This is a genomic window from Burkholderia sp. BCC1985, assembly GCF_905339915.1.
In the GTDB taxonomy this organism is placed as follows: domain Bacteria; phylum Pseudomonadota; class Gammaproteobacteria; order Burkholderiales; family Burkholderiaceae; genus Burkholderia.
The window spans coordinates 160,001-186,805 of sequence record NZ_CAJPGY010000017.1 but is presented as its reverse complement, the minus strand read 5'-3'; the positions used below and the strand labels follow the sequence as shown (position 1 = coordinate 186,805).

22 protein-coding genes and 1 pseudogene are annotated in these 26,805 nt (G+C 69.0%); 12 read left to right on the top strand and 11 right to left on the bottom strand.

The window, feature by feature from the left end; all coding sequences use genetic code 11:
- Positions 1-378, bottom strand: a pseudogene (locus U4Z31_RS19705) (highly repetitive protein); the annotation flags it as partial.
- Between U4Z31_RS19705 and U4Z31_RS19700 the strand changes: the two are divergent.
- The 4 genes from U4Z31_RS19700 to U4Z31_RS19685 all read left to right on the top strand — a co-directional run bounded on the left by U4Z31_RS19700 (position 281) and on the right by U4Z31_RS19685 (position 4,850).
- Positions 281-1,555 (top strand): collagen-like triple helix repeat-containing protein, encoded by a 1,275-nt coding sequence (locus U4Z31_RS19700; RefSeq protein WP_321811151.1) that lies wholly within the window; start codon positions 281-283, stop codon positions 1,553-1,555. The pseudogene U4Z31_RS19705 and the gene U4Z31_RS19700 sit on opposite strands and share 98 nt — an antisense overlap.
- A 120-nt stretch (positions 1,556-1,675) precedes the next feature.
- Positions 1,676-2,959, top strand: coding sequence for an isoprenylcysteine carboxylmethyltransferase family protein (locus U4Z31_RS19695; RefSeq protein WP_321811147.1), 1,284 nt, complete (start codon positions 1,676-1,678; stop codon positions 2,957-2,959).
- A gap of 586 nt (positions 2,960-3,545) precedes the next feature.
- Complete coding sequence (locus U4Z31_RS19690; RefSeq protein ID WP_321811146.1) at positions 3,546-4,223, top strand: histone acetyltransferase; 678 nt, start codon at positions 3,546-3,548, stop codon at positions 4,221-4,223.
- A 54-nt stretch (positions 4,224-4,277) separates the two neighbouring features.
- Complete coding sequence (locus U4Z31_RS19685; RefSeq protein WP_321811145.1) at positions 4,278-4,850, top strand: NADPH-dependent FMN reductase; 573 nt, start codon at positions 4,278-4,280, stop codon at positions 4,848-4,850.
- Between the two features lie 30 nt (positions 4,851-4,880).
- On the opposite strand, the gene U4Z31_RS19680 is transcribed toward U4Z31_RS19685, so the two are convergent.
- From U4Z31_RS19680 to U4Z31_RS19665, 4 genes are read right to left on the bottom strand one after another with little or no spacing between them, the layout of a single operon-like run.
- Positions 4,881-5,516 (bottom strand): DUF2894 domain-containing protein, encoded by a 636-nt coding sequence (locus U4Z31_RS19680; protein ID WP_321811144.1) that lies wholly within the window; start codon positions 5,514-5,516, stop codon positions 4,881-4,883.
- The gene (locus U4Z31_RS19675; RefSeq protein WP_044845327.1) at positions 5,513-6,157 is read right to left on the bottom strand and encodes an OmpA family protein; all 645 of its coding nucleotides are present in this window, start codon (positions 6,155-6,157) and stop codon (positions 5,513-5,515) included. Before U4Z31_RS19675 ends, U4Z31_RS19680 begins: the two co-directional genes overlap by 4 nt.
- Before the next feature lie 3 nt (positions 6,158-6,160).
- Positions 6,161-9,208, bottom strand: coding sequence for a DUF802 domain-containing protein (locus U4Z31_RS19670; protein ID WP_321811143.1), 3,048 nt, complete (start codon positions 9,206-9,208; stop codon positions 6,161-6,163).
- A gap of 10 nt (positions 9,209-9,218) precedes the next feature.
- Entirely contained in the window at positions 9,219-9,968 is a 750-nt protein-coding gene (locus tag U4Z31_RS19665) for a DUF3348 domain-containing protein (RefSeq protein ID WP_321811142.1), read from the bottom strand.
- Between the two features lie 489 nt (positions 9,969-10,457).
- Between U4Z31_RS19665 and U4Z31_RS19660 the strand changes: the two genes are divergently transcribed.
- Positions 10,458-11,669, top strand: coding sequence for a hypothetical protein (locus tag U4Z31_RS19660; protein WP_321811141.1), 1,212 nt, complete (start codon positions 10,458-10,460; stop codon positions 11,667-11,669).
- Between the two features lie 166 nt (positions 11,670-11,835).
- On the opposite strand, the gene U4Z31_RS19655 is transcribed toward U4Z31_RS19660, so the two are convergent.
- Positions 11,836-12,474, bottom strand: coding sequence for a LysE family translocator (locus tag U4Z31_RS19655; RefSeq protein WP_044845331.1), 639 nt, complete (start codon positions 12,472-12,474; stop codon positions 11,836-11,838).
- A 178-nt stretch (positions 12,475-12,652) separates the two neighbouring features.
- Between U4Z31_RS19655 and U4Z31_RS19650 the strand changes: the two genes are divergently transcribed.
- The 7 genes from U4Z31_RS19650 to U4Z31_RS19620 all read left to right on the top strand — a co-directional run bounded on the left by U4Z31_RS19650 (position 12,653) and on the right by U4Z31_RS19620 (position 21,457).
- Positions 12,653-13,117, top strand: a complete 465-nt coding sequence (locus U4Z31_RS19650) for a GNAT family N-acetyltransferase (RefSeq protein WP_257770872.1) — start codon at positions 12,653-12,655, stop codon at positions 13,115-13,117.
- Positions 13,117-13,692 carry a hypothetical protein gene (locus U4Z31_RS19645; RefSeq protein WP_321811140.1) on the top strand — a complete coding sequence of 192 codons (576 nt, stop codon included), beginning with the start codon at positions 13,117-13,119 and terminating at the stop codon, positions 13,690-13,692. Before U4Z31_RS19650 ends, U4Z31_RS19645 begins: the two co-directional genes overlap by 1 nt.
- 226 nt (positions 13,693-13,918) lie before the next feature.
- Complete coding sequence (locus U4Z31_RS19640; RefSeq protein WP_257770876.1) at positions 13,919-15,295, top strand: FAD-containing oxidoreductase; 1,377 nt, start codon at positions 13,919-13,921, stop codon at positions 15,293-15,295.
- Between the two features lie 202 nt (positions 15,296-15,497).
- Positions 15,498-16,727 carry a cyanate transporter gene (locus U4Z31_RS19635; RefSeq protein ID WP_321811139.1) on the top strand — a complete coding sequence of 410 codons (1,230 nt, stop codon included), beginning with the start codon at positions 15,498-15,500 and terminating at the stop codon, positions 16,725-16,727.
- Positions 16,728-16,877: 150 nt separating this feature from the next.
- Positions 16,878-17,648, top strand: coding sequence for an ABC transporter substrate-binding protein (locus tag U4Z31_RS19630; RefSeq protein ID WP_124571153.1), 771 nt, complete (start codon positions 16,878-16,880; stop codon positions 17,646-17,648).
- Positions 17,649-17,959: 311 nt separating this feature from the next.
- Positions 17,960-19,459, top strand: coding sequence for an alkaline phosphatase family protein (locus U4Z31_RS19625; RefSeq protein WP_321811138.1), 1,500 nt, complete (start codon positions 17,960-17,962; stop codon positions 19,457-19,459).
- 435 nt (positions 19,460-19,894) lie between these two features.
- A complete protein-coding gene (locus tag U4Z31_RS19620) occupies positions 19,895-21,457 on the top strand; it encodes a methyl-accepting chemotaxis protein (RefSeq protein ID WP_321811137.1) in 1,563 nt (520 codons plus the stop codon).
- 112 nt (positions 21,458-21,569) lie between these two features.
- Here U4Z31_RS19620 and U4Z31_RS19615 read toward each other — a convergent pair whose 3' ends face one another.
- The 5 genes from U4Z31_RS19615 to U4Z31_RS19595 all read right to left on the bottom strand — a co-directional run bounded on the left by U4Z31_RS19615 (position 21,570) and on the right by U4Z31_RS19595 (position 26,515).
- The gene (locus U4Z31_RS19615) at positions 21,570-21,953 is read right to left on the bottom strand and encodes a hypothetical protein (protein ID WP_044845339.1); all 384 of its coding nucleotides are present in this window, start codon (positions 21,951-21,953) and stop codon (positions 21,570-21,572) included.
- Positions 21,954-22,084: 131 nt separating this feature from the next.
- A complete protein-coding gene (locus tag U4Z31_RS19610; RefSeq protein ID WP_321811136.1) occupies positions 22,085-23,569 on the bottom strand; it encodes an amidohydrolase family protein in 1,485 nt (494 codons plus the stop codon).
- A gap of 103 nt (positions 23,570-23,672) precedes the next feature.
- Positions 23,673-25,151: a sodium:solute symporter gene (locus U4Z31_RS19605; RefSeq protein ID WP_321811135.1), complete on the bottom strand. Its 1,479-nt coding sequence runs from the start codon at positions 25,149-25,151 to the stop codon at positions 23,673-23,675.
- Positions 25,148-25,360: a DUF3311 domain-containing protein gene (locus U4Z31_RS19600; protein WP_124528938.1), complete on the bottom strand. Its 213-nt coding sequence runs from the start codon at positions 25,358-25,360 to the stop codon at positions 25,148-25,150. Before U4Z31_RS19600 ends, U4Z31_RS19605 begins: the two co-directional genes overlap by 4 nt.
- A 39-nt stretch (positions 25,361-25,399) precedes the next feature.
- Positions 25,400-26,515: a porin gene (locus U4Z31_RS19595; RefSeq protein WP_415750291.1), complete on the bottom strand. Its 1,116-nt coding sequence runs from the start codon at positions 26,513-26,515 to the stop codon at positions 25,400-25,402.
- Positions 26,516-26,805: the final 290 nt, after the last annotated feature.

The following is a 26,805-nucleotide window of genomic DNA, read 5'->3' as shown; positions in this document are numbered from 1 at the left end:
GTCGGGCACTTCCGGCACGTCGGGCACCTCCGGTACGTCGGGCACCTCCGGTACGTCGGGCACTTCCGGCACGTCGGGCACCTCCGGTACGTCGGGCACCTCCGGTACTTCGGGCACTTCCGGTACGTCGGGCACGTCCGGCACTTCCGGCACTTCCGGCACTTCCGGCACTTCCGGCACGTCGGGCACTTCCGGTACGTCAGGCACGTCCGGTACGTCGGGCACTTCCGCCACCCCGCTCGGCAACGTCCTCCAGCAAACCGGCACGCTCGTCACGGCACTGGGCACGACGGTCGCGAACGGCGGGTCGCAGATCGGCGGCGTACAGGTCCCCGGCACGAACCCGACGACGGCCACCAGCATCGGCAATGCGGTCACCAGCCTCGGCAGCGGCGTGCAGTCGCTCGGCAACGGCGTCGCGGCCGGCCTTGGCTCGATCGGCGTGTCGCCGAACCCGCTCGGCCCGACGCTCACGTCGACCACCGGCCTGCTGACCGGCGCCGGCGGCGCCGTCAACAACCTCGGCAACGCGGTGACGAGCCTCGGCACCGGTCCGCTGGCGCCGCTCGCGCCGGCGACGACCCTGGTCGGCAGTCTCGTCAACACGGTCGGCACCGCGGTCAACTCGACCGCATCGGCGCTCAACACGGCGCTGAACAGCGCGCCGGTCCAGCAACTCGAAACGCAACTCGGCAGCGTGATCAACCCGATCACCAACACGCTGACCGGCGGCGTCACGACGCCTGGCGCCACGCAGACGCTCGGCAACGCGACCCTGCTCGGCGCCCCGCTCAGCGGCCTGCTGAACACGCTCGGCAGCGGCCTCGGCCTCGCCGGTACGCAGGTCGGCAACGCGACCGGCAACCCGGTCGGCACGAGCGCGGGCGGCAGCGTGTCCCAGCTCGGCAACACGGTGTCGTCGACCGGCGGCCTGCTGTCCAGCGGCAGTTCCAGCAGCGGCACCAACCCGCTCGCCCCGATCACGGGCGTGCTCGGTTCGCTGACGGGCGCCCTCGGCGGCGGCAGCAGTTCGAGCGGCTCCGGCGGCACCAGCGGGACGAGCGGCACCAGCGGCGGCCCGCTCGCGCCGATCACGGGCCTGCTCGGCACGGTGACGGGCGCCCTCGGCGGCCTCGGTTCGAGCGGTACGGGCGGCACCAGCGGCACGAGCGGTACCAGCAGCTCGGGCGCCGGCAGCCTGCTGGCACCGGTCACCGGCCTCGTCAATTCGCTGACGCCGCTTGGCGCAAGCCTCACCGGCACGGTCACGACGCCGGGCGGCAACCTGACCGGCAACCTCGGCGGTGCGCTGACGAGCGGCCCGGTCGGCACGCTGACGGGCTCGCTGACGTCGGCGGCCGGCACGCTCGGCGCAGTCGGCACGGCCAGCCCGGGCGGCGCGGCCGGCACGGTGACGACGCCGTCCGGCAGCGGCACCGTCACGGCCGGCCTGACCGGCAGTTCGAACGGCGGCACCGCGGCTGGCGCGACCAACCTGCTGGCACCGGTGACGAACCTGCTCGGCGGCCTGCTCGGCACCGCCCCGAAGAAGTAACGCGTCACGTATCAGAACCACAGGCCAATGGCCGGGCACATACCAATCCAAAGCCCGGCCGATGGCCGGCGCCACCCGCCAAGCGGGGGCGCCGGCCGTCATCCCGACGAGGATCCGATCATGAATTCCACGCTCGACGGCATCGCCGCGGTCCAGGACCGCCCGCCCCGTTCCGCCACGCCGTTCCGCGCCGGCCTGCTCGGCATCGCGGCCGGTCTCTTCGCGCTGTGGATCACGCGCGACCAGCCGAGCCTCGATGCGGCCACGCGCGCGGTCGTCGCCAGCCTCGCGATCATCGGCACGATCGCGCTGCACGAAATCTTCATCTCGCGCGTCTATCTGCGCCCGAGCGCGGGACTGTCGCGCCAGGCCGTGCGCCCGCTCGGGCTCGCTCGCGTCGCGACGCGGCTCGGCGCGCTGACGTCGATCTACGCCGGCATCGCCGCGATCTACTGGCTGCTGCCCGAATATCACGGCGCGTTCTACCTGCCGTTCTGGTCGCTGCTGCGCTCGCTCGCGCCGTACGTGATCGTCGCCGCGCCGTTCTACTTCGCGTGGATGGATCGCCACCAGCGCGAGACCGACGACGCGTACCTGCTGTGGGGCCGCTACCTGTTCCGCCGCGAGCCGCCAGCGAGCTGGCAGCCCGTGCGCGAGATGCTCGCCGGCTGGGGCGTGAAGGCGTTCTTCCTGCCGCTGATGACGGTCTACCTGTCGAAGGACGCCGATCACCTGAGCGCATCGCTTGCGCACGCAGTGAACGCGCCGATGACGATCGCGACCTTCGTGTTCCTGTACGACCTGTCGTTCACGATGGACCTGATGTTCGGCACCGTCGGCTACCTGTGCACGTTCCGCATCCTCGACAGCCACGTGCGCACCGTCGAGCCGACCACGCTCGGCTGGGTCGCCGCGCTGATGTGCTACCAGCCGTTCTGGTCGCTGATCTCGAACAACTACATCCGCTACGAAGGCTCGCTGTTCTGGGACAACTGGCTGCTGTCCGCGCCGACGCTGCGCGTGATCTGGGGCGCGGTGATCATCCTGCTGCTCATGACCTATGCGCTGTCGACGATCTCGTTCGGGCTGCGTTTCTCGAACCTCACGAACCGCGGGATCATCACGTCGGGCCCGTATCGTTTCACGAAGCATCCGGCGTACATCACGAAGAACCTGTCGTACTGGATGGTGTCGGTGCCGTTCGTCGAGCCGCTCGGCTGGCAGGTCGGGCTGATGCACTGCGCGGGGCTCGTCGCGGTCAATCTGATCTACTACACGCGGGCGAAGACGGAGGAACGTCATTTGATGCGTGATCCTGACTATCGCGCGTATGCGGAATGGATCGCGCAGCATGGGTTGTTCGCGCGGATCAGGCAGGCGTTCGGGGTGCGGAAGGCGGGGTGAGGCGGCAACACCAGGAGATCGCCGCAACCACCGGGTGAAGAAGGTCGTTGCGGCTCGGCGATCCGTGGACGGGCCCGCTCCCGTGGTCCGATCCTGGTGAAATCCGTTTGCCATGAAGCGGACGTGATTTCGAGACAAACGCCGGCACGCGACGTCGACACGCCCGCCCCTTGCGACCGATTGTCGCGAAACACCCTCGATTCCCCGCGTTTCGTCGCTTTTCTCCCGCCGTCCGGTTGCCCGCCCCGTTCCCGTCGCGTATGGTGCTGACCGTCCGCGCGCCTGCCGCCCGGACCTTCGACCGTCGTCCCGCACGACGGCCGCGCGGGCCGTGCCCGCCATCACCGTCTCCGTGGCACCGCCGTTCGGCGCCGCGCGTACATGAGGAGAGAGGCGTGATCCACAAAGTCCTGATCCTGTTCGCACTTTGCATCGCGGGCCTCGCCGCGATCGCCGCCGGTTTCCAGCACATCCCCAGCTGATTCGCGGCCCCGGCTCGCACGTCGAGCCCGGGGGCCGCTGCCATTTCCTTTCCCGTTTGCGATGAACCCCTTTCTCGATGCGCCCGGGACGGGCGCCTTTTGCCATGCGTATCGACGTACAGCATTCCCAGCACGACATCGACGATGAACTCGACATGCTCCATGCGCGTCTGAACCAGCCGGGCCATCGCCTGCACGGCCTGCCGGCCGTCGCGCTCGGCGACTCGGGCCTGATCGTCCGCCACCGCGAGGCCGACGGCGAATATTTCCTTTACGTCGAGGATCCGTCGGCCCGTCAGCTCGCCGGCTACACGATCTTCAACCGCCTTCCCGAACTGCCGCGCCGCGCGGACCGCTACCTGCGCGCGCCGCATACGCGGCTGCGCGGGTCCGCGCAACGCAAGGGGCTTGCGACGACGCTGTATCGATGGGGACTCGACGCGGGTCTCTGCCTGATCAGTGGCGCACGCCAATCGCTCGGCGCGGCGCAGCTGTGGACCGCGCTCGCGCACGACTACCGGCACGGCTTCGTCGACGTCGAAGGCCGCGCGCTGCGCTATCTCGGCGAAACCGTCGCGGACGACGTCTACGGTGCGCTGCATACGCGCCGCCTGTTGCTCGGCAACGGATGGACACTCGGTGACCTGGCACGGGCAACCGGGATGCGCGACACGGTTGCCACCCGGCGTCAGGACCCGCAGTTGCCGCGGACCGGACGCGAATCGCATCACCTGCGCCGCGTCGCCGACGCGCGGCACGTTGCTCGCGCGCCGATGCGATAATCCGGCGGATCCGCGCGCCGTCGCCGCGCAAGACTCCCACCCCTACGCTCCTCGATGGCTACCGAAACCCGAACCGATTCCGAGCGCCGCATCGACATCGTCGCGCTGTGCGGCAGCCTGCGTGCGCAGTCGTACAACGCGGCGCTGCTGGACGCAGCCGCCCGCGTTGCGCCGCGCGGGATGCACATCACGCGTTTCGATCGTCTCGGTGAGTTTCCGCTGTTCAACCCCGATATCGAAGATCCTTCGCCGGCCGCGGTGCGCGACCTGATCGAGCGGCTGAACGCCGCAGACGGCGTGCTGATCGCGAGCCCGGAATACGCGCACGGCGTGACGGGCGTGATGAAGAACGCGCTGGACTGGGTCGTGGGATGCGAGGCCGTCGTGTACAAGCCGGTCGCGGTATTGAACGCGTCGCCGCGCGCGACGCATGCGGACGCGGCGCTGCGGGAAACGCTGTCGGTGATGTCGGCGTGCATCGTCGAGCGCGCGTCGATCGCGCTGCCGATCCTCGGCAGCCGGCTCGACGCGGCGGGCATCGCCGCGCATCCGCCGTTCGCATCGGCGCTGACCGACGCGTTGCACGCGCTGCGCGCGGCGATCGACGAGCAGGCGACCGCTCGCTAGACAACGATCGGCACGACGCAATCGCGTGCGTTATCGCGCCTTGGTGCGCGTGGTCTTCTTCGCCGGTTTCAGCGTCTTCGCGGCTTTCGCGCGCGGCGCCTCCTTCTCCGGCTGCGCGCCGCCGCCGGCCAGATCCTCGAGCCACGCCAGCGCATCGATGTACGACAGGAACTGCTGCAGGTATTCCGGCGACAGCTCGCGCATCGTCGCGAGCGACCGGTGCACGAGGCTGTTCGAATTGAGCGGTCCCGCGTTGCGCGGCACCTGGTCGAGCGACTGGCGGTACTGCTGTTCGGTGCGGACCTTCGACCACATCGCGCGGAAGTAGTCGATCAGCGCGGGATCGATCCCGCGACGATCGGCCTGTGCGTCGCGCGCGAGGCGCTCGACGAGCCCGCCGATCGCACCACGCGCAGGCGCCTGCGCGTTCGCTTGCGCCGCCGAGCCGGCGGCTGCCGCTTCACCGGCTCGCGCGACGATCTGCGCAAACCCTTCCAGCAGCATCGCGAGCCGCGCATCGAGCAACGCGCGCGCATCGCCGTCGAGCGCGGCCGCGCGCTTCTCGAGCGCGTCGAGCCGATGGAAGTGCACCGGATCGAGCCGGTCGGCACCCTGCTCGCGCCACGCGTCGAGCGTCGCGCGCACGTGCGTCGCGTCGTCCGTCACTTCGCCTTCCCTCCGCTCGACGCGGTCTTGCGCGGCACCGGCGCGATCTCCACGCGGCGGTTCTTCGCGCGGCCTTCATCGTCCGCGTTCGAGCTGACCGGCTGCTCGGAACCGAACGCGGCCGCGAACACCGACTTCGCCGGCACGCCGGCGTCGATCAACGCACGCGTGACCGTCAGCGCGCGCTTGGCCGACAGTTCCCAGTTGTCCGCGAACTGGCGGTTGCCGGCACGCACCTGCTGGTCGTCGGCGAAGCCGCTGATCATCAGGATCTCGTCGCGCGTCTTCAGGTAGGCGGCCAGCGGCGCAGCCAGCGTCTTCAACAGATCGCGGCCCTCGGGCTGCAACTGGTCGGAGTTCAGCGCGAACAGCACGTTGCCGCTGATGCCGATGCGGCCGTTCACGAGTGTCACGCGGCCGGCCGCGAGCGGCCCGGCCAGCGCCTCCTCGAGCGACTTGCGCTGCTGCGCTTCCTGCTGGCGTGCGCGCACGGCTTCCTCGAGCTTCGACGTGAGCTGCAACTGCATGCCGATCACGCCGACGAGGACCAGCACGAACGCGCCGAGCAGCACCGACATCAGGTCGGCGAACGCGGGCCACACCGGCGCGGAAGGCGCGCCGTCGTCGATTTCGTCGTGCATGCGTTACGCTCCGACCGATGCCCGCCGACCGGCGATCTGCTGCAGGTCCTCGACGATCTGCTTCTGCGACATCATGCTCAGGTCGATCACCTCGCGCGCCTGCGCGACGTAGTACTCGAGCTGCTCGTCGCTGCGCGCGAGCGATTTCTCGAGCGCGGCCTCGATGCGCTGCAGGTGGTTCAGCAGCTTGTCGTTCGACTCGCCGAACACCTGCACGGCCGCGCCGAACGCATCGCCGAGGCTCGCGATCTCGACCGCACCGGCCGTGACCTGTGCGGCGACCGAATCGAGCTTGCGCGTTTCGGCATCGACGGTGTCGTTGAAGCGCGCGCCGACGCGCTCGAGCAGGTCGGCCGACGTGCTCACGAGTGCGTCGATCGCGGTGCGCTGTTCGGTCGACGCGTGATTGACCGCGCCGAGCAGCGTCTCGAGCGTCGCGAGCAGGCGGCTGCGCTCCTCGAGCATCGCGGTGTCGCGCACCATGCTGTCGGACAGGCGCTGGCGCAGTTCGGCGACGACGTCGGCCGCGGCCTTCGGCGCTTCCGATGCGGCCTGCACGAGGCGCGAGATCTCGTTGATCGTGTCGCTTGCATGCACCTGCGCCTGCGCGGTGATGTCATTCGCGGTGCGGGTCAGCGTGTCGCAGATGTCCTGCTGGCGCGTCGCGGCCTGCGCGCTCGTCTGCGCCAATTCGTCGCGCAGCGCGGCGGCCATCGCGGCGAGCGAGTCGTTCCATGCGGACAGGCGTTCTTCGTCGCGCGCGGCCAGTTGCATTTGCAGGCCGGCGTGCGAATCGCGGATCGTCGACAGCAGGTCGTTCGAGCGTTGTTCGAACGTAGACGCTTGTGCCGCGAGATCGCGCGTCGTTTGTGCGAGTGCGTCGCAGATTTCCTGCTGACGGCCCGCGCTGTGCACGCCCGCGCGCTGCCACTCGTCGCCGAGCTTCGTCGCCATCGCGGCCAGCGAGTCGTTCCATGCGGACAGGCGTTCCTCGTCGCGTGCCGCGAGTTGCGTCTGCAAGCCCGTATGCGAATCGCGGATCGTCGACAACAGGTCGTTCGAACGTTGCTCGAACGTCGCTGCTTGTGCGGTCAGATCGCGCGTGGTTTGTGCCAGGGCGTCGCAGATCTCCTGCTGACGGCCCGCGCTGTGCACGCCCGCGCGCTGCCACTCTTCGCCGAGCTTTGCAGCCATCGCGGCCAGCGAATCGTTCCATGCCGACAGGCGTTCTTCGTCGCGTGCGGCCAGTTGCGTTTGCAGCCCCGTGTGCGAATCGCGAATCGTCGCAAGCAGGTCGTTCGAACGTTGCTCGAACGTCGCTGCTTGTGCGGTCAGATCGCGCGTCGTTTGCGCCAGCGCATCGCAGATTTCCTGCTGACGGCCCGCGCTGTGCACGCCGGCACGCTGCCATTCGTCGCCGAGCTTCGTCGCCATTGCGACGAGCGAGTCGTTCCATGCGGACAGACGTTCCTCGTCGCGTGCCGCGAGTTGCGTTTGCAGCCCCGTGTGCGAGTCGCGGATCGTCGACAGCAAATCGTTCGAACGTTGTCCGAACGTAGACGCCTGTGCCGCGAGATCGCGCGTCGTTTGCGCCAGCGCATCGCAGATTTCCTGCTGACGGCCCGCGCTGTGCGCGCCCGCGCGCTGCCATTCGTCGCCGAGCTTCGCGGCCATCGCCGTCAGCGACGCATTCCACGCCGCCAGGCGTTCCTCGTCGCGCGCGGCCAGTTGCGTCTGCAGCCCCGCATGCGACTCGCGCATCGCGGCGAGCGCCGCGCCCGAATGCCGCTCGAAGGTCGCGGCAGCTTCGCCGAGCGCCTGCGCATGCTGGCCGGCCAGCGTCGCGCCGACCTGCTCCTGGCGCGCGAGCGCATCGCGCCACGCGTCGCACAGCCGGCTTTCGGTCGATTCGAGGCGCGTCGCGACGCCGTCGAGCAGGTCCGTCGACCGCTGCGCGAAGGTGTCGGTGAACTGGCCGAGCGTCGTCTGCAATTGCTGCGCGACGGCGTCGCCCGCGCGGCGCTGCTCGTCGAGCGCGCGGTTCCAGACGGACGTCACGTTCCCGGTGGTCTTCTCGAAACCGTCGGTCAGCCCGTCGAGCTGACGCTGCACGGCGCCCGTCACGGTGTCGCGCAGCGCGGCCATCTCCTGCGCGAGCCCCGTCATCGTCGCCGCGACGACCGGCTGCAGCGCGGCACCGGCCACCCGTGCGCTCTCGGCGGCGCTTTCCTTCAGCGCATCGCCGACGTTCGACGCCAGGCCCGCATACGCGCGCTCGGTCCGATCGAAGAACGCCTGCTGGCTTTCGATCTGGCGATCGTGCAGCGCGACGCTGCGCGCCTCGAGCGTCGTCATCATCGTCTGCAGCCGGTCGACCAGGGCCGGCATCACGTCGGCCTGGCGCTGCAGCAGCCGGAAGGATTCGTCGCGCTGGTGTGCGGACGAATGCACGCGCAGCGTCGTCGCGATCTTCGCGTCGAGTTGCTGGCCCGCGTCGAGCCGTTCGCGGCGGACGAGCGCGGACAGGAGGCCGAGCATCGCCGACGTCGCGACGCCCGCGATCGATGTGCCGAACGCGAAGCCGAGGCCCTTCACCGGCGCGATCAGCGACGCGCGGATCGCGTCGAGGTCGGTCGCGCTTTCGAGCGCGGCGCCCGTGCCCTTCAGCGTGACGACCATCCCGAGCAGCGTGCCGAGCATGCCGAGCAGCACGAGCAGGCCGACGAGATACGGCGTCAGCGACGGGCCCGGCAGCGCGACGCGCGCGCCTTCGACGCGCGCCCGCACGGCGCCGCGCAGGCCCGCGGGCAGCGTGTCGAGCCAGGTGTCGAGCTGCGCCGGCGGTTCGGTGAGCCCGGCCACCGCGCGCGACAGCGTGGCGGTCGCCTGCCGGTAGCGCCGCAGCTCCCACGCACCGGCGACGTAGCACGCGCCGATCAGCAGCGTGACGGCCGTCGCGAGCGGGTTCGACGCGACATAGCCGACGCCGATCCAGCACACTGCGAGCAGGCCGGCGATGAAGACAACGAGATTAAGACGAATTCTGGACATAGCGTAGGGATTAGCAGGTACGAAGGGCCGCGAGCAGCCCGTCTACCGTTTGAAACCGGACTTCGAGTTCGGCGAGCAGGATGCTTTGCATCTCGTTGCGGAACGTGTCGAGCCACGTGCCGGGCACGATCGCCGCGGCGGGCGGTGCGTCGCCGTCGGGATCGGCAGTGGCCGCCGCTTGCGCGTCGGCCAGCGCCTGCCGTTCCGCGTCGCGCAGCCGCTCGAAGCGCGTGCCGAGCAGCGCGGGCACGGCGGACAGCAGGCTGCGCTCGCGCGCGCCGAGCACGCGCTCCATGATCGCGTCGAGCGCCGCGAGCCGCGCCATCCCGGACGCGCGCGCGGCCAGCGCGACCCGCAGGCGGCCGCGCAACTGGCCGATCGCCGTTTCCATTTCCTGCTGCAGGGACAGACAGCTCTGGCGGAAATCCGCGAAGTCCGCCGTGTCGGCGGGCGGCGGCGGCATTTCGCCGGGGCGCCGCCGCGTACGCGGACGATGGGCGGCCGTGATCGCCTGCGCGAGGTCGTGGCGCACGCGCGCGCAGTCGCGCTCGGCGTCGTAACCGCGCACGCCGGCCGCGACGCCGGGCGGGCTCGCATTCAGCGCGGACGACAGCGTGATCGCGTCGGTCCAGCCGAGCCACTGGCTCAGGCGGTCCGACAGCGTCTGCCGGGATTCCGCGACGTCGGCATCGGTCAGGCGCGCGAGCAGCCGGACGAGCGTCGGGCCGCTCAGTGCCGGGCGCGGGGGTGCTTGCACCATGCTGCAAACCGTCAAAAAAGGCAGCAGTTTACACGTCGTCGGGAGGTCGGCCGCCAGAATCGGGGAAGCGGCCCGGCACGGCACGCCGCGCAACCGGCGCGAACGCCCGCCGTACAAGGCTCGCGGGGCGGTCGTCGGGGTTTTCGCCAGCGCCGGCGTCGCTCAGGCGACGAGTCGGGCCGCGTTCCAGAGCCGGAGCGGGCGGGCGCGGGCCGGTTCGGGGTTCGGTGCTCTCGCCTGTGCATCAACAAACGTTCACCCACACGCGTTTCCATCACGGACGTGCGGTACCATCGCGACACCCGCCACGCGAATCGCGTCCGACGCGGGCCCGCGCCGCCATGCAGCCGGCGCGCGGGCCGCCACCGGCCGCATTCCGGGTATCCGGCCGATATCGGCGGGTCGCAGCGCGCGCCCCCAAGGGAGACGGGTGGCGCCGCCCATGACAACGAGAGATCAATAACAGACGGGCCCGCCCGACCGCATACGATGATTTCCGACTTCGTCGCGCGCCTGCGCGAGCGCTTCAGCAAACCGCCCAGCCGGCAGGACTTCGCCGAACGCCTGATCGCCGCGCTGCGCGCGACCGGCGACACGCGCGAGTGGCTTCACGAACACGACAAGGGCCGTCTCGTACAAGCCGATGCCCCGTCGAACATCATCAACCTCCACAACCTGTTCCGCGATTACGCGGACGCGAAGCCCACCGAGCGCGAAGCGACGCTGCTGCGCCAGGCGAACGCGATGATGCAGCACGAGATTCCGGCGAACTTCGCGGACGTGCGCGCGCGGCTGCGCCCCGTGATCCGCAGCGCGACCGAGCGCGGCACGGTCGCGCTGCAGCTCGCCGGACAGCCCGAAGCGTCGGAGGTGGCGTTCCGGCCACTGTGCGAGAACCTCGAGATCGGCATCGCGTACGACGGCGAATTCAGCGTCGCGCGGCTGACGAGCGCGCGGCTCGCCGAATGGGGCGTCAGCTTCGACGCCGCCTGCGACATCGCGATCGACAACCTGCGCGGCGCGTCGTCGGCACCGTGGGTCGCGTTGCGCGACGGCGTGTTCCTGTCGCAGTTCGGCGACTACTACGACGCGGCGCGGCTGCTGCTGACCGACCTGCTGCATCGCCAGCCGATCTCCGGCGCGCCGGTGGTGATGGCGCCGAACCGGGCCGTGCTGCTGCTCACCGGCGACCGCAACACGGCCGGGCTCGCGACGATGGTCGAACTCGCCGAACACGCGCGCGCGCAGCCGCGTCCGCTGCCGCCGCTGATGCTGCGCTGGGACGGCGCCGCATGGCGGAACTTCATCCCGGCAGGACTGGAGGCGAAGCTGCACGCGCTGCGCGTGGACGAACTCGCCGGCGACTACCAGGATCAGCGCACGCAGCTGGACGAGCTGCACAAGCGGGACGGCACCGACATCTTCGTGGCGACCTACACCGTGTATCGACGGCAGAACGGCGAGCTGTTCAGTGTCAGCGTGTGGAGCGACGGCGTGCCGACGCTGCTGCCCGAGACGGACATCGTCGTGCTCTACCGGGAAGCGACGCGGCAGTCGGCGCACGTGCCGATGGCCGCGCTGCGGAACGCGTGCGGCGACCTGATGACGGCCACCGCGCATCGGCCGGTGCGGTATGAAGTGAAGACGTTTCCGGACGAGGCGCGGTTCGCGGCGCTGCTGGAGCGGTTTCCGGCGGTGTGACGCGCGCTCGCGCGGGCGGATTGGGCGGATGGGCGGATGGACGGGGCGGATGGGCCCAAAAGAATCGCCCGGCTCGGACCGTCCCGCCACCGGACGGACTGACCGGCCGCACCGGCATGCCCGTCGGGAATGAAACGGCGGTGCGCGCGAGCGGCATCGCCTGCCGTCAGATCCCCGCTTTCGGCGCGTTCAGGATCAGCCGCAGGCCGAGCAGCGTGATCGCGCCGGCCGCGACGCGGTCGACCCACTTCTTCGCGCGCAGGTAGAGTTCGCGCGGCCGGCGGGTCGAAAAGCACAGCGCAACGATCGTGTACCAGCCGAATTCGACGCCGAACACGAGCGGCGGCAGCGCCAGGTAGCACCACAGCGGCGGATGCTGCGGCAACAGCGCCGCGAAGATGCTGCCGTACCAGATCGCCGTCTTCGGATTGCTCAGCTGGGTCGTGAGGCCGGTCCAGAACGACTTGCGCGCGCTGCCGGCGACGACGGCCTGCGGGTCGTCCATCGCGATCGGCCGATCGGCGCCGCGCCAGATCTTCGACGCCATGTAGATCAGGTATGCGCCGCCGGCCACCTTGAGCCCGACGTACAGCCATTCGACCGCCTGCAGCAGCGTGTAGAGCCCGGCCAGCGCGACGCCGCCGAACGCGATCCCGCCGACGCCCATGCCGAGCGCGGTCGCGAGCCCGTCGCGGCGCGACAGCCCGATCGAATTGCGCGCGACCAGCACGAAACTCGGGCCCGGAATCATTGCGCCAAGCCACAGCGCGGCCAGAATGGCGAGTACGGCAGCCGATGCAGTCATCGAAGTCTCCTTGGTCGACGGCGCCGAAACACCGGTGCCTGCGTGTCGCGTCGAGAATCGAGTCGCATTGCATCGATCGCCGACGCTGAAGCCGACGATTCTGGCACGCTTCGCCGCCCGCCGAAAGCGCCCGCGCGCTGCTATGCTGGCTGCCGTTCCCGCCCTCGCGCCCCGCCCCATGATCGAGATCCGCGCCGCCCGCTATCCCGACGATGCCGCCGTCGTCGAAGCGATCTTCCGCGAGTACATCGCAAGCCCCACCGTCAGCCTCGCGTTCCAGGACTACGAGCCGGAGCTCGCCGCGCTGCCGGGCAAATACGCGGCCCCGCGCGGGCAACTGCTGCTCGCATGGCATGGCGAGCGCGCGGTCGGCTGCGCGGCGTTTCGGGAAATCGACGCGACGACGTGCGAGATGAAGCGCGTCTACGTGCGTCCCGACGCGCGCGGGCTGAACGCCGGCCGCCAGCTCGTCGAACGGCTGCTGCGCGACGCGAAGGCGGCCGGCTATGCGCGGATGTGCCTCGACGTGCTGCCCGAGTTCGTCGCCGCAAGGCAACTGTATGGTTCGCTCGGCTTCACGCCCGCGCCACCGGTCGCGTTCAATCCGGTGCCGGGCACCGAGTTCCTCGGGCGGGATCTGTGATGAGCGCCACCGCACGCTGCGCCCTGGTTGCGCTGCTCGCCGCGCTGTCGTCCGGCGCACGCGCCGGCGGCCTGCCGCCATCGGTCGCGACGCAACTGCCGTCCGGCTACCGGCCGCTCGTCGCGCAGGAAGGGCCGGACCTCGGCAACGGACGGCGCAGCTTGCTCGTCGTCGTGCATCGCGACGCCGATACGCGCGCGCAGCCGTCGCCGCGCCCGCTGCTGATCTTCGAGGAGCAGCCCGATCGCGCATACCGGCTCGCCGCGCGCAACGACCACGTCGTCCTGCGCGCGAACGAAGGCGGCCAGTGCGATCCGTTCGATCCCGAAGACGCCCCCGACAGCGGCCTCGCGGTGAAAGGCCGCTATTTCACCGTGCAGAACTTCGTCGCCTGCGGGCAACACTGGAGCGACTTCGTGACGTTCCGCTACGACCCGCGCACCCGCGGCTGGCTGTTCTCCAGCGAGATCTACACCGAATCGTTTCCGCTCGACGACCAGCCCGACCAAGTCACCGTCACGCGCGCCGACGCGCACCGGCCGGTGTCGTTCGGGCAATGGCGGCGCAAGGATTGAAGGACCCGCGCAGCGCAATCCTCAACCGGCGCGCAGCCGCGTTGCCGCCGGCCATGAAGCCTGCCGGCCGTCATGAACAATGTTCCGCGTCGCCCGCATCCGTACGACTCGCCTCCCCCCGCCAACCGGTCTACCATAAGCGCTCGTCGTCGTTCGGGCGCGCGCCGGCGCGGCATGCGGCTTGCGCGTGGTCCCTTCCCACGTTGCACCAGCGCAGGAGGACGTCATGACGCAACACTTCGATGCGATCGTCATCGGCACGGGCCAGGCCGGGCCGCCGCTCGCCGCACGGCTCGCCGGCGCCGGCATGAAAGTCGCGATCGTCGAACGCGGCCGCTTCGGCGGCACCTGCGTGAACACCGGCTGCATCCCGACCAAGACGCTGATCGCAAGCGCGTATGCGGCGCAACTCGCGCGGCGCGCGGAAGAATACGGCGTGTCGGTCGGCCCCGTCAGCGTCGACATGAAGGCCGTGAAGGCGCGCAAGGACCGGATCTCCGGCCGCTCGAACCACAACGTCGAGCAATGGGTGCGCGGGCTCGACCACACGACGGTGTTTCAGGGTCATGCCCGATTCGAGCGGCCCGATGCGGTGCGCGTGGGCGACGACGTGCTCGAGGCCGAACGCATCTTCATCAACGTCGGCGGACGCGCGCAGATCCCGCCGATGCCGGGCCTCGACTCGGTGCCCTATCTGACCAACTCGACGATGATGGACGTCGACTTCCTGCCGGAGCATCTCGTGATCATCGGCGGCAGCTACGTCGGGCTCGAATTCGGCCAGATGTACCGCCGCTTCGGCTCGAAGGTCACGATCGTCGAGAAAGGCGCGCGCCTGATCCATCGCGAGGACGAGGACGTGTCGCAGGCCGTGCGCGAGATTCTCGAGAACGAAGGCATCGACGTGCAGCTCGACGCGAACTGCCTGAGCGCACGGCGCGACGGCGACGGTGTCGCGGTCGGTCTCGACTGCACCGGCGGCCGCCGCGAGGTCGCGGGCTCGCACCTGCTGCTCGCGGTCGGCCGCGTGCCGAACACCGACGATCTCGGGCTCGAGCGGGCCGGCGTCGCGACCGACGCGCGCGGCTACATCACGGTCGACGACCAGCTGCGCACCAGCGTGCCCGGCATCTGGGCGCTCGGCGACTGCAACGGGCGCGGCGCGTTCACGCATACCGCGTACAACGACTACGAGATCGTCGCGGCCAACCTGCTCGACAACGATCCGCGCAAGGTGTCCGACCGCATCAACGCGTACGCGATGTACATCGATCCGCCGCTCGCCCGCATCGGCATGACGCTCGCGGAAGCGAAGCAGACCGGCCGCCGGCTGCTGGTCGGCACGCGGCCGATGACGCGCGTCGGCCGCGCGGTGGAAAAAGGCGAGAGCCTGGGTTACATGAAGGTGATCGTCGACGCGGACAGCCATGCGATTCTCGGCGCGTCGATCCTCGGCGTGACCGGCGACGAGGTCGTGCACGGCATGCTCGACGTGATGGCCGCCGGCGCGCCGTACACGACGATCAGCCGCACGATGCACATCCACCCGACCGTGTCGGAGCTCGTGCCGACCTTGCTGCAGGATCTGCATCCGGTCGAATGAAGGATCGCGGAAACGGGCGTGCATCCTGCGCGCCCGTCATGCACGCGCGCTGCACATTGCCCATCCGGCCCCGTCACGCGGCGCCGCACCATCGCAAACCGCACTGATTGCCAGTCGAATATTTAATTTTCACCTGGACGAGCGCGCCTTTACCCTTTCGGCATCGCATCACAGGGCCACCGGCCCCCTCTGGAGCATTCCGATGACCGACCCCGGCACCGCGCAAGCCGTTTCCCGCCCGCATGCGGCTTCCGTGTCCTATGGCGCGCTCGCGCTGCTGGTGCTGGCCGGGCTCAACCTGCGTCCGTTCCTGACCGCGTTCGGCCCCGTGCTCGACCTCGTGCGTGCCGACACGGGCCTCGGTTTCCGCGCGGCGGCGCTGCTGACCACGCTGCCGTTCGTGCTGATGGGTGTCGTCGCCGGCATCGGCGTCGGGCTCGCGCGGCGCGTCGGCGAGCAGCGCGCGCTGCTCGCCGCGCTGGCGTTGATCGCCGCGGGTTGTACCGCGCGCCTGTGGAGCGACGGCAGCACCGGACTGGCCGTCACGGCAATCGTCGCGGGTGCGGGCGTCGCCGTGGTGCAGTCGCTCGCGCCGGGCCTCGCCAAGCGCTGGTTCGTCGACCGGCTGCCGCTCGCGATGGGCCTCTATTCGGCCGCGCTGGTCGGCGGCGGTGCGTTCGGCGCGGTCGCGAGTCCGTGGCTCGCCGCGCGCGGCGGCTGGCATCTGTCGCTCGCCGTGTGGGCCGTGCCCGCGCTCGTCACGCTCGCGCTGTGGCGCGCGAAGGCGCCGCGCGACGCGCTGCATGCGGCGGCGGCATCGGCGCCCGTCGCCGCGTTCGTACGCATTCCGCGCGCATGGCAACTCGCGCTGTTCTTCGGCCTCAGCAACAGCGGCTATGCGAGCCTCGTCGCGTGGCTGCCCGCGTTTTATCGCAGCGTCGGCATGAACCCGCAGGCGAGCGGCAACCTGCTCGCGTGGATGGCGCTGTTCCAGGCGGCCGGCGCGCTCGCGATGCCGATGTTCGCGAAACGTTCGCACGATCGCCGCCCGGTGCTGTGGCTCACGCTCGCGCTGCAGACGGCCGGCTTCGCCGGCTTCGCGACGATGCCCGCGCTCGCGCCGTGGATGTGGGTCGCGAGCGTCGGCATCGGGCTCGGCGGCTTCTTCTCGATGAGCCTGATCGTCACGCTCGATCACCTGCCCGATGCGCGGCTCGCGGGTGCGCTCGCCGCGTTCGTGCAAGGCGTCGGCTTCCTGACCGTCGCCGCGAGCCCGTGGTTGATCGGCTGGCTGCGCGACGCCGGCGGCGGCTTCGCGATCGCGTGGTGGATGCATCTCGGCGTGATCGCGTCGATGGCCGCGCTGAACGCCACGTTCTCGCCCGCCGGCTACCGGCGCAGCATGGCGCACGTCACCGGCGCCGCGCGCTGACACCGCAGCACCGGATTCCCTGATCCGGACGATCGCCGGCCGCTTGCGGCGCTCGTCCAGCCGCCCGCGCATGGCCGGGCGCGGGCCGTCACGCCCATCGGCCGCCATTCGCTTCACCCCACAACGACATCAATCGGTAAGGAGACAATCATGAAAAAGCTCGTCATCGCCGTCGCGCTCGCGCTGACGGCCGGCGCCGCCGCCGCGAAAGACCCGGCCGTCCTGCGCCTCGGCGTCGATCCCAGCTACGCGCCGTTCGAATCGCTCGCACCCGACGGCACGCTCGTCGGCTTCGACATCGACCTCGGCAACGCGATCTGCGAACGCATGAAGGTGCGCTGCGTGTGGGTCGAGAACGCCTTCGACGGGATGATCCCGGCGCTGAAGGCGCGCAAGTTCGACGGCGTGCTGTCGTCGATGAGCGTGACCGAGAAGCGCCTCGCGCAGATCGCGTTCACCGACAAGATCAACAACGTGCCGCCACGCCTCGTCGCGCGACGCGGCGCGAACCTGCAGCCGACGGCCGAGTCGCTGGCCGGCAAGAGCGTCGGCGTCGAACAGGGGTCGACGCAGGAGACCTATGCGCGCACGTACTGGGAACCGAAGGGCGTGATCGTGCGCACGTACCAGACGCAGGACCTCGTCTATCAGGATTTGATTGCCGGTCGTCTCGACGCGTCGCTGCAGTCGTCGGTACAGGCCGATCTCGGCTTCCTGAAGACCGCGAAGGGCGCGAACTTCGCGTTCGCGGGGCCGCCGCTGCATGATCCGAAGACGCTCGGCGTCGGTTCCGCGATCGGCGTGCGCAAGGACGACGACGCGCTGCGCACGCAGATCAACCAGGCGCTCGCCAGCCTGATCCAGGACGGCACGTATCAGCGGATCGCGAAGAAGTATTTCTCGTTCGATATCTACAACTGACGGACTCGGCCGGTTGCGGCCGGTGGCCGAAAGGGGCGGCGCATGCGAGTGCGACGCCCCTTTCTTCTTTTCCGGAACCGGTTCGTCAACTCCTTTCGACCCACGCCCGGTGCAATGGCATCGACCCATCGTCTGACGGCGGCTTCGCTATTCGCAATCACCGACGAAGTGCCACCTGTTCAGCGACAGGCACGAAGCTTGCGCCTTGCGCCCGCTCGCCTGTTCGAACGGCGAGCGCGCGTCGCTTCGCGGCTGCCGCGATGCGTGATCGGCTGGTCAGCGCCGCATTCAATAACGAAGGAGACGTTGTCATGGACGAGACGAATGCATATCGCCGCTACGATCGCCGCCGCTTTCTCGCCGGCGTTGCCGCGGTGGCCGGTAGTGTCGCACTGCCGGGTTGCGGCGGCGGAGGGGACGGAATATCGGCCGTGGACGGCAATGCGCGCGCCCCATCGATCGGCGACACGCCGTCGCCGAACGGCGGCAATCGCTACAGCCTGCCGCGGCCGGCGTTGCCCGATCCGGCGAGTTCCGGCATCGACCACATCGTGCTGGTCACGATGGAAAATCGATCGTTCGACCATTTCATGAGCTGGGTGCCGGGTGCCGAGGGGATGCCCGCCAATCGGCAGTTCAGGGACGCGTTCGGCGGGACCAACGCACCGTTTCCGCTGTCGACCAATCCCGCCTACGGCTATCAGGCATGCGCGTACCACGACCCGAACCACACCTACCAGGGTGCGCGCACGCAACTGGCTTCGGGCGAGATGAACGGCTGGCTCCTGACGCCCGGGACGAGCCTGACCCAGGGCGACCTGCTGCCCATCGGTTATTACACGTCGGCCGACCTGCCGTTCTTCAGCGCGGCGGCAAGCAGCTACACCATCGGCGACTTCTACTTCAGCGGCGTGCTGACCAATACGTTTCCGAATCGCCTCTACCTGCACAGCGGCGCCACCGACCGCCTCACCGATACCCCCGACAATTCGTCGCTGCGCACGATCTGGGACAACCTGAGCGACGCCAGCATCGGTTGCAGTTACTACTACCACGACGTGCCGTTCACCGCGCTGTATGGCACGCGCTATCTCGGCATCTCGCATGCGTTCGCGGATTTCCTGGCGAATGCGGCGGCGGGAACGCTGCCGCCGTTCTGCATGGTCGACCCGGTTTTCGCGGGCGAGCTGCAAGGTGCGTCCGCGGACGACCATCCGCATGCGGACATCCGCGACGGGCAGGCATTTCTCAACCAGGTGTACGACGCGCTGCGCACGAGTCCCGCCTGGAACCGCACGCTGATGATCGTCGTATATGACGAGTGGGGCGGGTTTCTCGAGCACGTGGTGCCGCCGATCCGGCCGATCAGCAACAACGAGCTCGCGCTCGGCAACGACGGCAAGCTCGGCTTTCGCGTGCCGCTCGCCCTGCTCGGCCCGCGCGTGCGGGCAGGCTCGGTGACGCGCTACCCGTTCGACCCGAGTTCGATTCACGCGCTGCTGCAATGGCGTTTCGGGTTGAAACCGCTCGGCGTGCGCGGCAGCGATCCGGCGACCTTCAATCTCGCTTACGCGCTCGATTTCAACGACGCGCCGCGCACGGACGCGCCGGCGTTCACGGTCCCGCAAGGTCCGTTCGGCGGAACGTGTCCGGGGACGACCGCGCCGTCGTCGCCCGGTTCGGTTACCGGCGTGGATCCGTCGCAAATGGCGGCCAATCCGGCGGCCAATCCCGCAACCAATCCGGCGGTCGACCGCTTCGCCGAGTTGCGCGCGAAGGCTGCGGCACTGGGGTTCAGGACCGGAGGCTGACGGCCGCGTGGAGGCGACGGCCGACACGCGATACGGCGACAGGCGAGCGATGGCCGGGGATCCGTAGGGCAATACCTGGCAGTTCGCCACGCATCAGCGCGATCGGTCGATCGCCGAGATCCGGTCGCGACTGGGTGATGGCAACTAGCAGATGGCCGGGGCCACGGACAATTCGCGTGCATCCCGAGCGGCGCATGCGACGTGGCCTCGACGATCGGCGCGGCGCGCTTCACGCGCGCGCATCCACCCTCCGTCCCCCGCTGTCGCAATCATTCAGATTCGCGTCGCGTGCAGATAAAACCTCCTCACCCGGCCCGCCGTTAACCCGTTCGCAGTCCCGGCGCCCCGTCTTGCAACGCGGCGCCCGTCGTCGTTCGTGATCCGGAATCCACATCCGCCGTCGGCCGCCCGTCGGGCCGCCGGCAAGGGAACGTCATGCGAAAACTCACCATCCGCGGCGGCCTCGTCGCGACCGTCGCCGGCTATACGGCGCTGCTCGTCCTGGTCGTCGGCGCGTGCATCGCCGCGCTCTACGCCGGCAACGGCTCGCTCGAAGCGATGTACCGCGACGACACCGCGTCGCTGCTGCACCTGAAAACCAGCTCGGAGCGCATGCTCGTGCTGCGCGAACGCGTCAGCGACGTCGCGCAGATCATCAGCGCCGGCCAGCCCGCGAAGGCGGAAATCGCGCAGCTCCACACGCTCCTCAAGCAGAGCGACGACGAACTGGACGCGTACTCGCGGCTGCACGCACGCGACACCGACGAGCAGGCATTGTTCGATACGCTGCAGCAGCGCCGTCGCATGTTGCTCGATCAGGTTTTCCTGAAAGCGATGTCGCAACTCGACCACGACAACGCCTTCGACTTCCTCGACACGCACCGCACCGCGCCGCCGGCCCTCTTCACCGCCTACCAGGAAGCGATCGATGCGCTCGAATCGTTCCAGGTCGCGCGCCAGAAGGCGCGCTACGACGCGGCCGGCGAACGCTTCCACCGGATCGTGTGGGCCATGGCGGCGGTCGCCGCCTTCGCGCTGGTCGTCGGCTTCCTGGCGCAGCGCGTGCTCGCGAAGGCGATCATCGCGCCGATCCATCTCGCCGTCGCGCATTTCGACAGGATCTCGAAAGGCGACCTGACCGGCGCGGTCGTCATTCCGGGCGAAAACGAAATGGCGTATCTGTTGAATGCGTTGAAGCGCATGCAGGACGGCCTCGTCGAAACCGTGAGCCAGGTGCGCACGAGCACCGAGACGATCGTCGGCGACGTGCGCACGATCGCGAGCGGCAACGTCGACCTGTCCGCGCGCACCGAGCAGCAGTCCGTCTCGCTGCAGCAAGCCGCGGCGAGCGTGGAGCAGCTGACGGCAACCGTACGCCAGAACGCGGACAACGCACGCGATGCGCGCACTTACGCCGAGGGGGCGGCCGGCATCGCGGCAAAAGGCGGAGACGCGATGCAGCGCGTCGTCGAGACGATGTCGGCGATCTCGCACAGCTCCGCGCGGATTTCCGGCATCGTCGGCGTGATCGAAAGCATCGCATTCCAGACCAACATCCTCGCGTTGAACGCCGCCGTCGAAGCGGCGCGCGCGGGCGAACAGGGGCGCGGTTTCGCCGTCGTCGCGACCGAGGTGCGGGGGCTCGCGCAGCGCTGCGCATCGGCGGCAAAGGAGATTCGCGAACTCATCGGCAATTCCGCGCAGCGCGTCGAAGACGGCAGCGGTCTCGTCGCGCTCGCCGGTTCGGCGATGACCGAGCTCGTCGTCGCGGTCGAGCGCGTGAACGCGATCATGGGCGAAACGAGCATCGCCTTCGACGAGCAGTCCGCCGGCATCGAGCAGGTGAATGCCGCGGTCATCCAGATGGAGCAGACGATGCAGCGCAACGCCGCACTGGTCGAGGAAGCGGCCGCCGCGGCGCTGTCGCTCGAGGATCAGGGCGCGCGGCTCAGCGATGCCGTCGCGCAATTCCGTCTGCGAGAAGCGGCGGCGGCGTGATGTAACGGCCCGGCCCGTGGCAGGCTGGCCGGCCCGTCACGACACCCGGGCCGCAGCCCGGTGTCGTGACGGGAAACAGGTGGATCGCCGGTGTGCGGTGTGCCGTGTGTGACTAGACCGCCCGCTCCAGCAGGTCGGTTGCGAACGACTTCGCATGCTCGACGGCCTCCTGCGCATCGGGGAATACACCGAGCTGCTCCCAGTGCTCTTCGGCCGCGTAGGTTCCCCTCACCGCCAGCGCCCGCTGAACGCGCAACTGCGCCGCGTATTTACCGTCGTCCAGTGGCCGGGCCGTCGCGACGACCTTGTGCGGCGGGCTCGCTCGCTCCGGCTGAACCAGCTCGACGGAGCCATCGGCCGTGCCGATCGCCATCAACTCGTTCCTGGCCTTGCAGTCCGGGCAGTAGAAGCACCATCCCGCATCATCCTGGCGAGACTTGACCTGCCCGCGCGCCAGCACGGCACGACATTCAACGTTTTCGCAGATGAACGGCATAGCTGTCTCCGAAGTTGTTTGAGAGAAATCCTAGCATGTCCGTCGGCGGCGAAACCAGAAAAAAAGCCGGCCCCGAAAGGACCGGCCTCGCCGACATCGCACCGCGCAAATGCCTGCCCGCGCGGCCTCGCTCAGTAGTGACTGCGCCCCCACAGCGTCTTCGGTTCGTCGAGCAGGCGACGCAACCCGCTGCGCTCGATCATCGTCTCCGCGACTTCCATCACGCGCTCGAGAATCGCGTTCTCGTCGACCGACAGCACGCGCCGATCCTCCATCAGCACGCGGCCGCCGACCATCGTCATGCACACGTCGGCCGCGTTCGCGAAACACGTGACGCGATACACGGGCATGTTCATCGGCATCATGTGCGGACGGAACAGGTCGACGAGGATGAGGTCGGCGAGCTTGCCGGCTTCGAGCGAGCCGATTTCGTGATCGAGCGACAGCGCCTTCGCCGCGTCGATCGTCACCATCTCCAGCACCTTGCCGTGCGGCAGCACGTCGGGGTCGCGGAAATGGCGGCGATGGTAGTGCATGCACTGCCACATGTGACGGAACATGTCGTAGCCGCGATCGGGCGCCGCGCCGTCCGACGCGATCGCGACCGTCACGCCCGCATCGATCAGCTCGGGCACCGGGCAGCGGCCGATGATCGACATGATCGCGCTCGGGTTGTGGACGATCGCGGTGCCCGTCTCCACGCACGCGGCGATGTCGGCGTCGGTCAGGTCGATGCTGTGCGACATGAACGACGTCGGGCCGAGCAGTCCGAGCTCGCGATGCGCGAACGCGAGCGTGCCGGCGCGGTGCCCGTCCTGCGTGAACGTCAGGCCGCGCTCGCGCGCAAGCGCGCCGTAGCGTGCGGCCTGATCGCGGAAATCCCGCTCGTACTGCGCGAGTTCCGGGTCATGCTCGGGACCGTATACCGGCAGCGTGATCGCGATCCGGATCCGCCCGTCGGCGTCGCCGTGGCATTCGTCGACGATGCGTTCGCACACGTCGTACATCGTGTCGAAATCGATGTCGCGCGTGTCGCTGCCGTCCGGCGCGTGGCGCGTGTATGCACGCGGCGCGGGCGGGCGCGACGGGCCGACGGCGACGATCGAGCGCGTGCCGGTGCGCACCACGGCATCGCAATGACGCCGCGCGTAGACGGGATCGTCGACGCGCATGATCGAGTTGCCGCCGCCGAGCAGCGACACGCCCGTCGTCACGCCGGCCTTCAGCCGTTCGAGCGCCGCGAGATGCGATTCGGTTTCCCAGAACGCCTCGTCCGACGCGCGCGTATAGATCGTCTCGGCCGCGGCCGACCACGCATCGCCGTCCGCGCCGCCGATCGTGCGCAGCATCGCGTGGCCCGCGTGCGCATGCGCATCGATCAGGCCCGGCAGCACGGCCTTGCGGCGTGCGTCGATCGTGCGCGCGGCACGGAAGCGCGCCTGCAATTCGGCGGTGTCGCCGACGGCGACGATGCGATCGCCCGTCACGGCAACCGCGCCGTTCTCGATCACGCGCCGCTGCGGGTCCATCGTGATCACGCAGCCGTTCGCGATCAGGGTGTCGATTGCTTCGCGCCGGTCGTCGGCCTGAGCGTCGGCCTTGTTCTCGGTCGTCATCGTTTCGGTATCCTGTTGTAGTTAGAAGGGTCCGGGCGCCGCCGCACGGAAAAACCGCCGGGCAGTCGCCCGGCGGTTCGGCGGCGACACGCCGATCGGGTCGTCACGCGGAGCGGGCCGGCGCAGCCACGCGTGCCTTCAGCTTGCGCTGCGCCGCGCTGATCGCGATGAACACCACCGCGTTCACCGCGAGTGCGACGAGTCCGGGGTTGATCGACGTCAGCGTGCTCGACGCGCCGGGGAATAGCGACGCGAGCGTCACGCCGTAGTAGTTCGTCAGCGCGATCACGATCGCACCGGCGGCGATCCCCGCGAACGCGCCTTCCCGCGTGCCGAACGGCCGCTTCAGGAAGCTCGATGCGAGCATCGGCACGAGCTGCGTGAGCAGGCTCGACGAGAAGATCGCGAGCGTCACGAAGGTGGCGCCGCCGCGCAGCACGAAGTAGACAACCACCAGCGTGAAGATCGGCAGCGCGATCCGCGCGACGCGCGTCACCTCGCGGTCGGTCGCGTTCGGCGCGAAGCCTTCTCGGTAGATGTTGCGCGCGATCGTCGTCGAGGCGTTCAGCATGATCAGCGAGCCCGGCACCAGCGCGGTCAGCAGGCCCGTGCCGCCGACGATGCCGACGAACCACGCGGGGAACGTCTGCTTCACGAGACGCAGCAGCGCGAGATCGGTCTGCGCGCCTTCGAGCCCGTGCACCGTCATCACGGCCGCGAAGCCGACGAGGAACAGGAACGCGATCAGCACCTGATACAGCGGCATCAGGATCACGTTGCGGCGCAGCGCGCGTTCGTCCTTCGCGACGTAGATCGCCGTGAAGCCGTGCGGATACAGGTAATAGCCGAGCGACGTGAGCAGGATCGTCGAGTTGTACCAGCTCAGGTTGAAGCCGTGCTCGGGCATGCGCAGCAGTTCGGGATGCGCGGCGTCGATCTTCGCGAACATCTCGCCGAGACCGCCGTAGTAGTGCATCGGCAGGTACAGGCCGAGGAAGATCGCGATCGCGAGGATCAGCACGTCCTTGAAGATCGCGATGCTCGCCGAACCGTGGATGCCCGACACGACCATGTACACGGCCATCAGCGTCGCGGCGATCCAGATCGCGGCCGCTTGCGGAATCAGCCCGTACGACATCTCGGACACGATCACGCCGAGGCCGCGCAGCTGGATCATCAGCAGCGACACCATCGCGAACACGGCCACGACCGACACCAGCACGCCGATCGCGCGGCTGTCGTACTTCGACGCGAAGTAGTCGGCGAACGACACGAGCCCGCGCGCCTTTGCGTAGCGCCACACCGCGGGCAGCATCCAGTAGCCGATCACGAACGCGAGGCAGCCGTACGACAGGATGTAGAACGCGGGCACGCCCTTGCTGTAGGTCCAGCCGCTCGCGCCGAGGAACGAGAACGTCGAGAACGCCTCGCCGGCCATCAGCAGGAACGTGAGCAGCGAACCGAAGCCGCGCCCGCCGACCGCCCACTGTTCGAGCGTAAGCTTGCGGCCGCGCCGCGCCATCACGCCGATCGCGAGCGCGAACACGGCGAACGCCGCGATGATGATGATCGAGGCGTTCATCGCGCGTCTCCCGTGCGGCCGTCGCGGGCCGCGTCGCGCTCGTCGAGGTGGAACAGGATCGCGAGGATCGCGGCGGTCGCCGCCATCCAGATCAGGTTCCACACGAGCAGGAACGGCAGGCCGAACAGCAGCGGCCGCACCTCGGCGATCGAGCCGCCGGTGTACATCCCGACGAACGGCAGCGCCGCCAGCAACAGTCTGAATTTCATCTATGTCTCCTCCGGAAGACGCGCGAACGCGTCAGCGCATCAGAACTTCTGGCGGATGCCGACCACCACCGCCACCTGCGACGTCGTCGACGACGGCCCGTCAGTCCCGTCGATCCACGCGTGGCCCACGCCCGACGACGCCTTCTGGTAGAAGCCGTTCACGTACACGTCGGTGCGCTTCGACAACAGGTACTGCAGGCCGGCCGACACCTGCTGGTAGTGACCGTCGTCGGCGCCGCGCGCGACCTTCGTATAGGTGTAGCCGGCCGCGGCCATCAGCGCGGGCGTGATCAGGTAGCGCACGCTGCCTTCGTAGTTGTTGAAGCGCAGCGCACCGCCCGTCGCCTGGCCGAAGTTCGAGCCCGTGTACAGCAGCCCGAGCGTCGCCGCGCCGATCGTGTAATTGCCGCCCGCGCCCCAGATCTGCTGGCGCACCGCGCTCGACAGGCCGGCGCCGAACACCGACGCCGAGCCCGGGTAGTAGTTGTCGGACGCAACGGCGCCCGTCGCGCTGGCCGCCGGATGGTTCACGCGCGCATAGGCGGCGCCTGCATTGAGCGGCCCGTGCGTATAGGTGATGCCGGCGCTCCACGAGTTGTCGTTCGAGAAGCCCGTCGAATTCGAGAACCCGTACATCAGGTTCGCCTGCAGGCCCGCGATCGTCGGCGACACGTACTTGACCGCGTTGTTGGTGCGGAAACTATTGTTGATGTCGTCGTTGTCGAACGGGTGCGTCGAGTACTGCGCGAGGAAGCTGCTCATCTGCAGCGAGCCGAGAATGTCCTGCGTCGAGTTGTACTGGCGGCCGAGCGTCACCGCGCCCCAGTTCGCGCCGCTCAGGCCGACCCACGCGGAGCGGCCGAACATCCGGCCGCCCTGCCCGAGCGCGCCGTTCGCGACGTTGAAGCCGTTCTCGAGCCGGAAGTTCGCCTTCAGGCCGCCGCCGAGATCCTCGCTGCCGATCAAGCCCCAGCGCGGGCCCGATTCGTTGCCGCCCGTGAACTGCCACAGCGCATGGCCCTTCGAATTGTTCGTGTAGGTCACGCCGGCGTCGACGATCCCGTACAGCGTTACCGTCGACTGCGCGTGCGCGGCGCCGGCGAAACTCATCGCCATGGCTGCGCTCATGCACGCGACGCCCGTCTTCCTGCTCATCGTTCGCACCATCTCCGTCATCTCCTCTCCAAACCGTCTTGTCGATGTTGTGTTTTGTTGATGCTGGCCATACGCGCCGGTCGGCTTGTATAGACAGTGGCTGGATGGTATCCAGCCGCAGTCGCATCAAGAAATGAAATGTTCAACTGGGCGGCAGTTGAAAATCGAATGGAGACGGATGAAGGGGAGGCGGGCGGCGAATGCGCGCGTCTGCAAGCCGATAGAAAGCGTGGAAGCCCGCCGGACGCGGCGCATTCTGCTCAGACATGAATGGCTCGCGTAAGCAAGCT

What these genes read in the sequence shown, in the direction of transcription:
- U4Z31_RS19655 (WP_044845331.1), bottom strand. Translation starts at nt 12,474, where the DNA reads ATGACTGCATCGGCTGCCGTACTCGCCATTCTGGCCGCGCTGTGGCTT.
- U4Z31_RS19690 (WP_321811146.1), top strand. Translation starts at nt 3,546, where the DNA reads ATGCGTATCGACGTACAGCATTCCCAGCACGACATCGACGATGAACTC.
- U4Z31_RS19670 (WP_321811143.1), bottom strand. Translation starts at nt 9,208, where the DNA reads ATGTCCAGAATTCGTCTTAATCTCGTTGTCTTCATCGCCGGCCTGCTC.
- U4Z31_RS19660 (WP_321811141.1), top strand. Translation starts at nt 10,458, where the DNA reads ATGATTTCCGACTTCGTCGCGCGCCTGCGCGAGCGCTTCAGCAAACCG.
- U4Z31_RS19640 (WP_257770876.1), top strand. Translation starts at nt 13,919, where the DNA reads ATGACGCAACACTTCGATGCGATCGTCATCGGCACGGGCCAGGCCGGG.
- U4Z31_RS19685 (WP_321811145.1), top strand. Translation starts at nt 4,278, where the DNA reads ATGGCTACCGAAACCCGAACCGATTCCGAGCGCCGCATCGACATCGTC.
- U4Z31_RS19620 (WP_321811137.1), top strand. Translation starts at nt 19,895, where the DNA reads ATGCGAAAACTCACCATCCGCGGCGGCCTCGTCGCGACCGTCGCCGGC.
- U4Z31_RS19695 (WP_321811147.1), top strand. Translation starts at nt 1,676, where the DNA reads ATGAATTCCACGCTCGACGGCATCGCCGCGGTCCAGGACCGCCCGCCC.
- U4Z31_RS19635 (WP_321811139.1), top strand. Translation starts at nt 15,498, where the DNA reads ATGACCGACCCCGGCACCGCGCAAGCCGTTTCCCGCCCGCATGCGGCT.
- U4Z31_RS19600 (WP_124528938.1), bottom strand. Translation starts at nt 25,360, where the DNA reads ATGAAATTCAGACTGTTGCTGGCGGCGCTGCCGTTCGTCGGGATGTAC.
- U4Z31_RS19650 (WP_257770872.1), top strand. Translation starts at nt 12,653, where the DNA reads ATGATCGAGATCCGCGCCGCCCGCTATCCCGACGATGCCGCCGTCGTC.
- U4Z31_RS19595 (WP_415750291.1), bottom strand. Translation starts at nt 26,515, where the DNA reads ATGAGCAGGAAGACGGGCGTCGCGTGCATGAGCGCAGCCATGGCGATG.
- U4Z31_RS19625 (WP_321811138.1), top strand. Translation starts at nt 17,960, where the DNA reads ATGGACGAGACGAATGCATATCGCCGCTACGATCGCCGCCGCTTTCTC.
- U4Z31_RS19605 (WP_321811135.1), bottom strand. Translation starts at nt 25,151, where the DNA reads ATGAACGCCTCGATCATCATCATCGCGGCGTTCGCCGTGTTCGCGCTC.
- U4Z31_RS19665 (WP_321811142.1), bottom strand. Translation starts at nt 9,968, where the DNA reads ATGGTGCAAGCACCCCCGCGCCCGGCACTGAGCGGCCCGACGCTCGTC.
- U4Z31_RS19630 (WP_124571153.1), top strand. Translation starts at nt 16,878, where the DNA reads ATGAAAAAGCTCGTCATCGCCGTCGCGCTCGCGCTGACGGCCGGCGCC.
- U4Z31_RS19645 (WP_321811140.1), top strand. Translation starts at nt 13,117, where the DNA reads ATGAGCGCCACCGCACGCTGCGCCCTGGTTGCGCTGCTCGCCGCGCTG.
- U4Z31_RS19675 (WP_044845327.1), bottom strand. Translation starts at nt 6,157, where the DNA reads ATGCACGACGAAATCGACGACGGCGCGCCTTCCGCGCCGGTGTGGCCC.
- U4Z31_RS19610 (WP_321811136.1), bottom strand. Translation starts at nt 23,569, where the DNA reads ATGACGACCGAGAACAAGGCCGACGCTCAGGCCGACGACCGGCGCGAA.
- U4Z31_RS19615 (WP_044845339.1), bottom strand. Translation starts at nt 21,953, where the DNA reads ATGCCGTTCATCTGCGAAAACGTTGAATGTCGTGCCGTGCTGGCGCGC.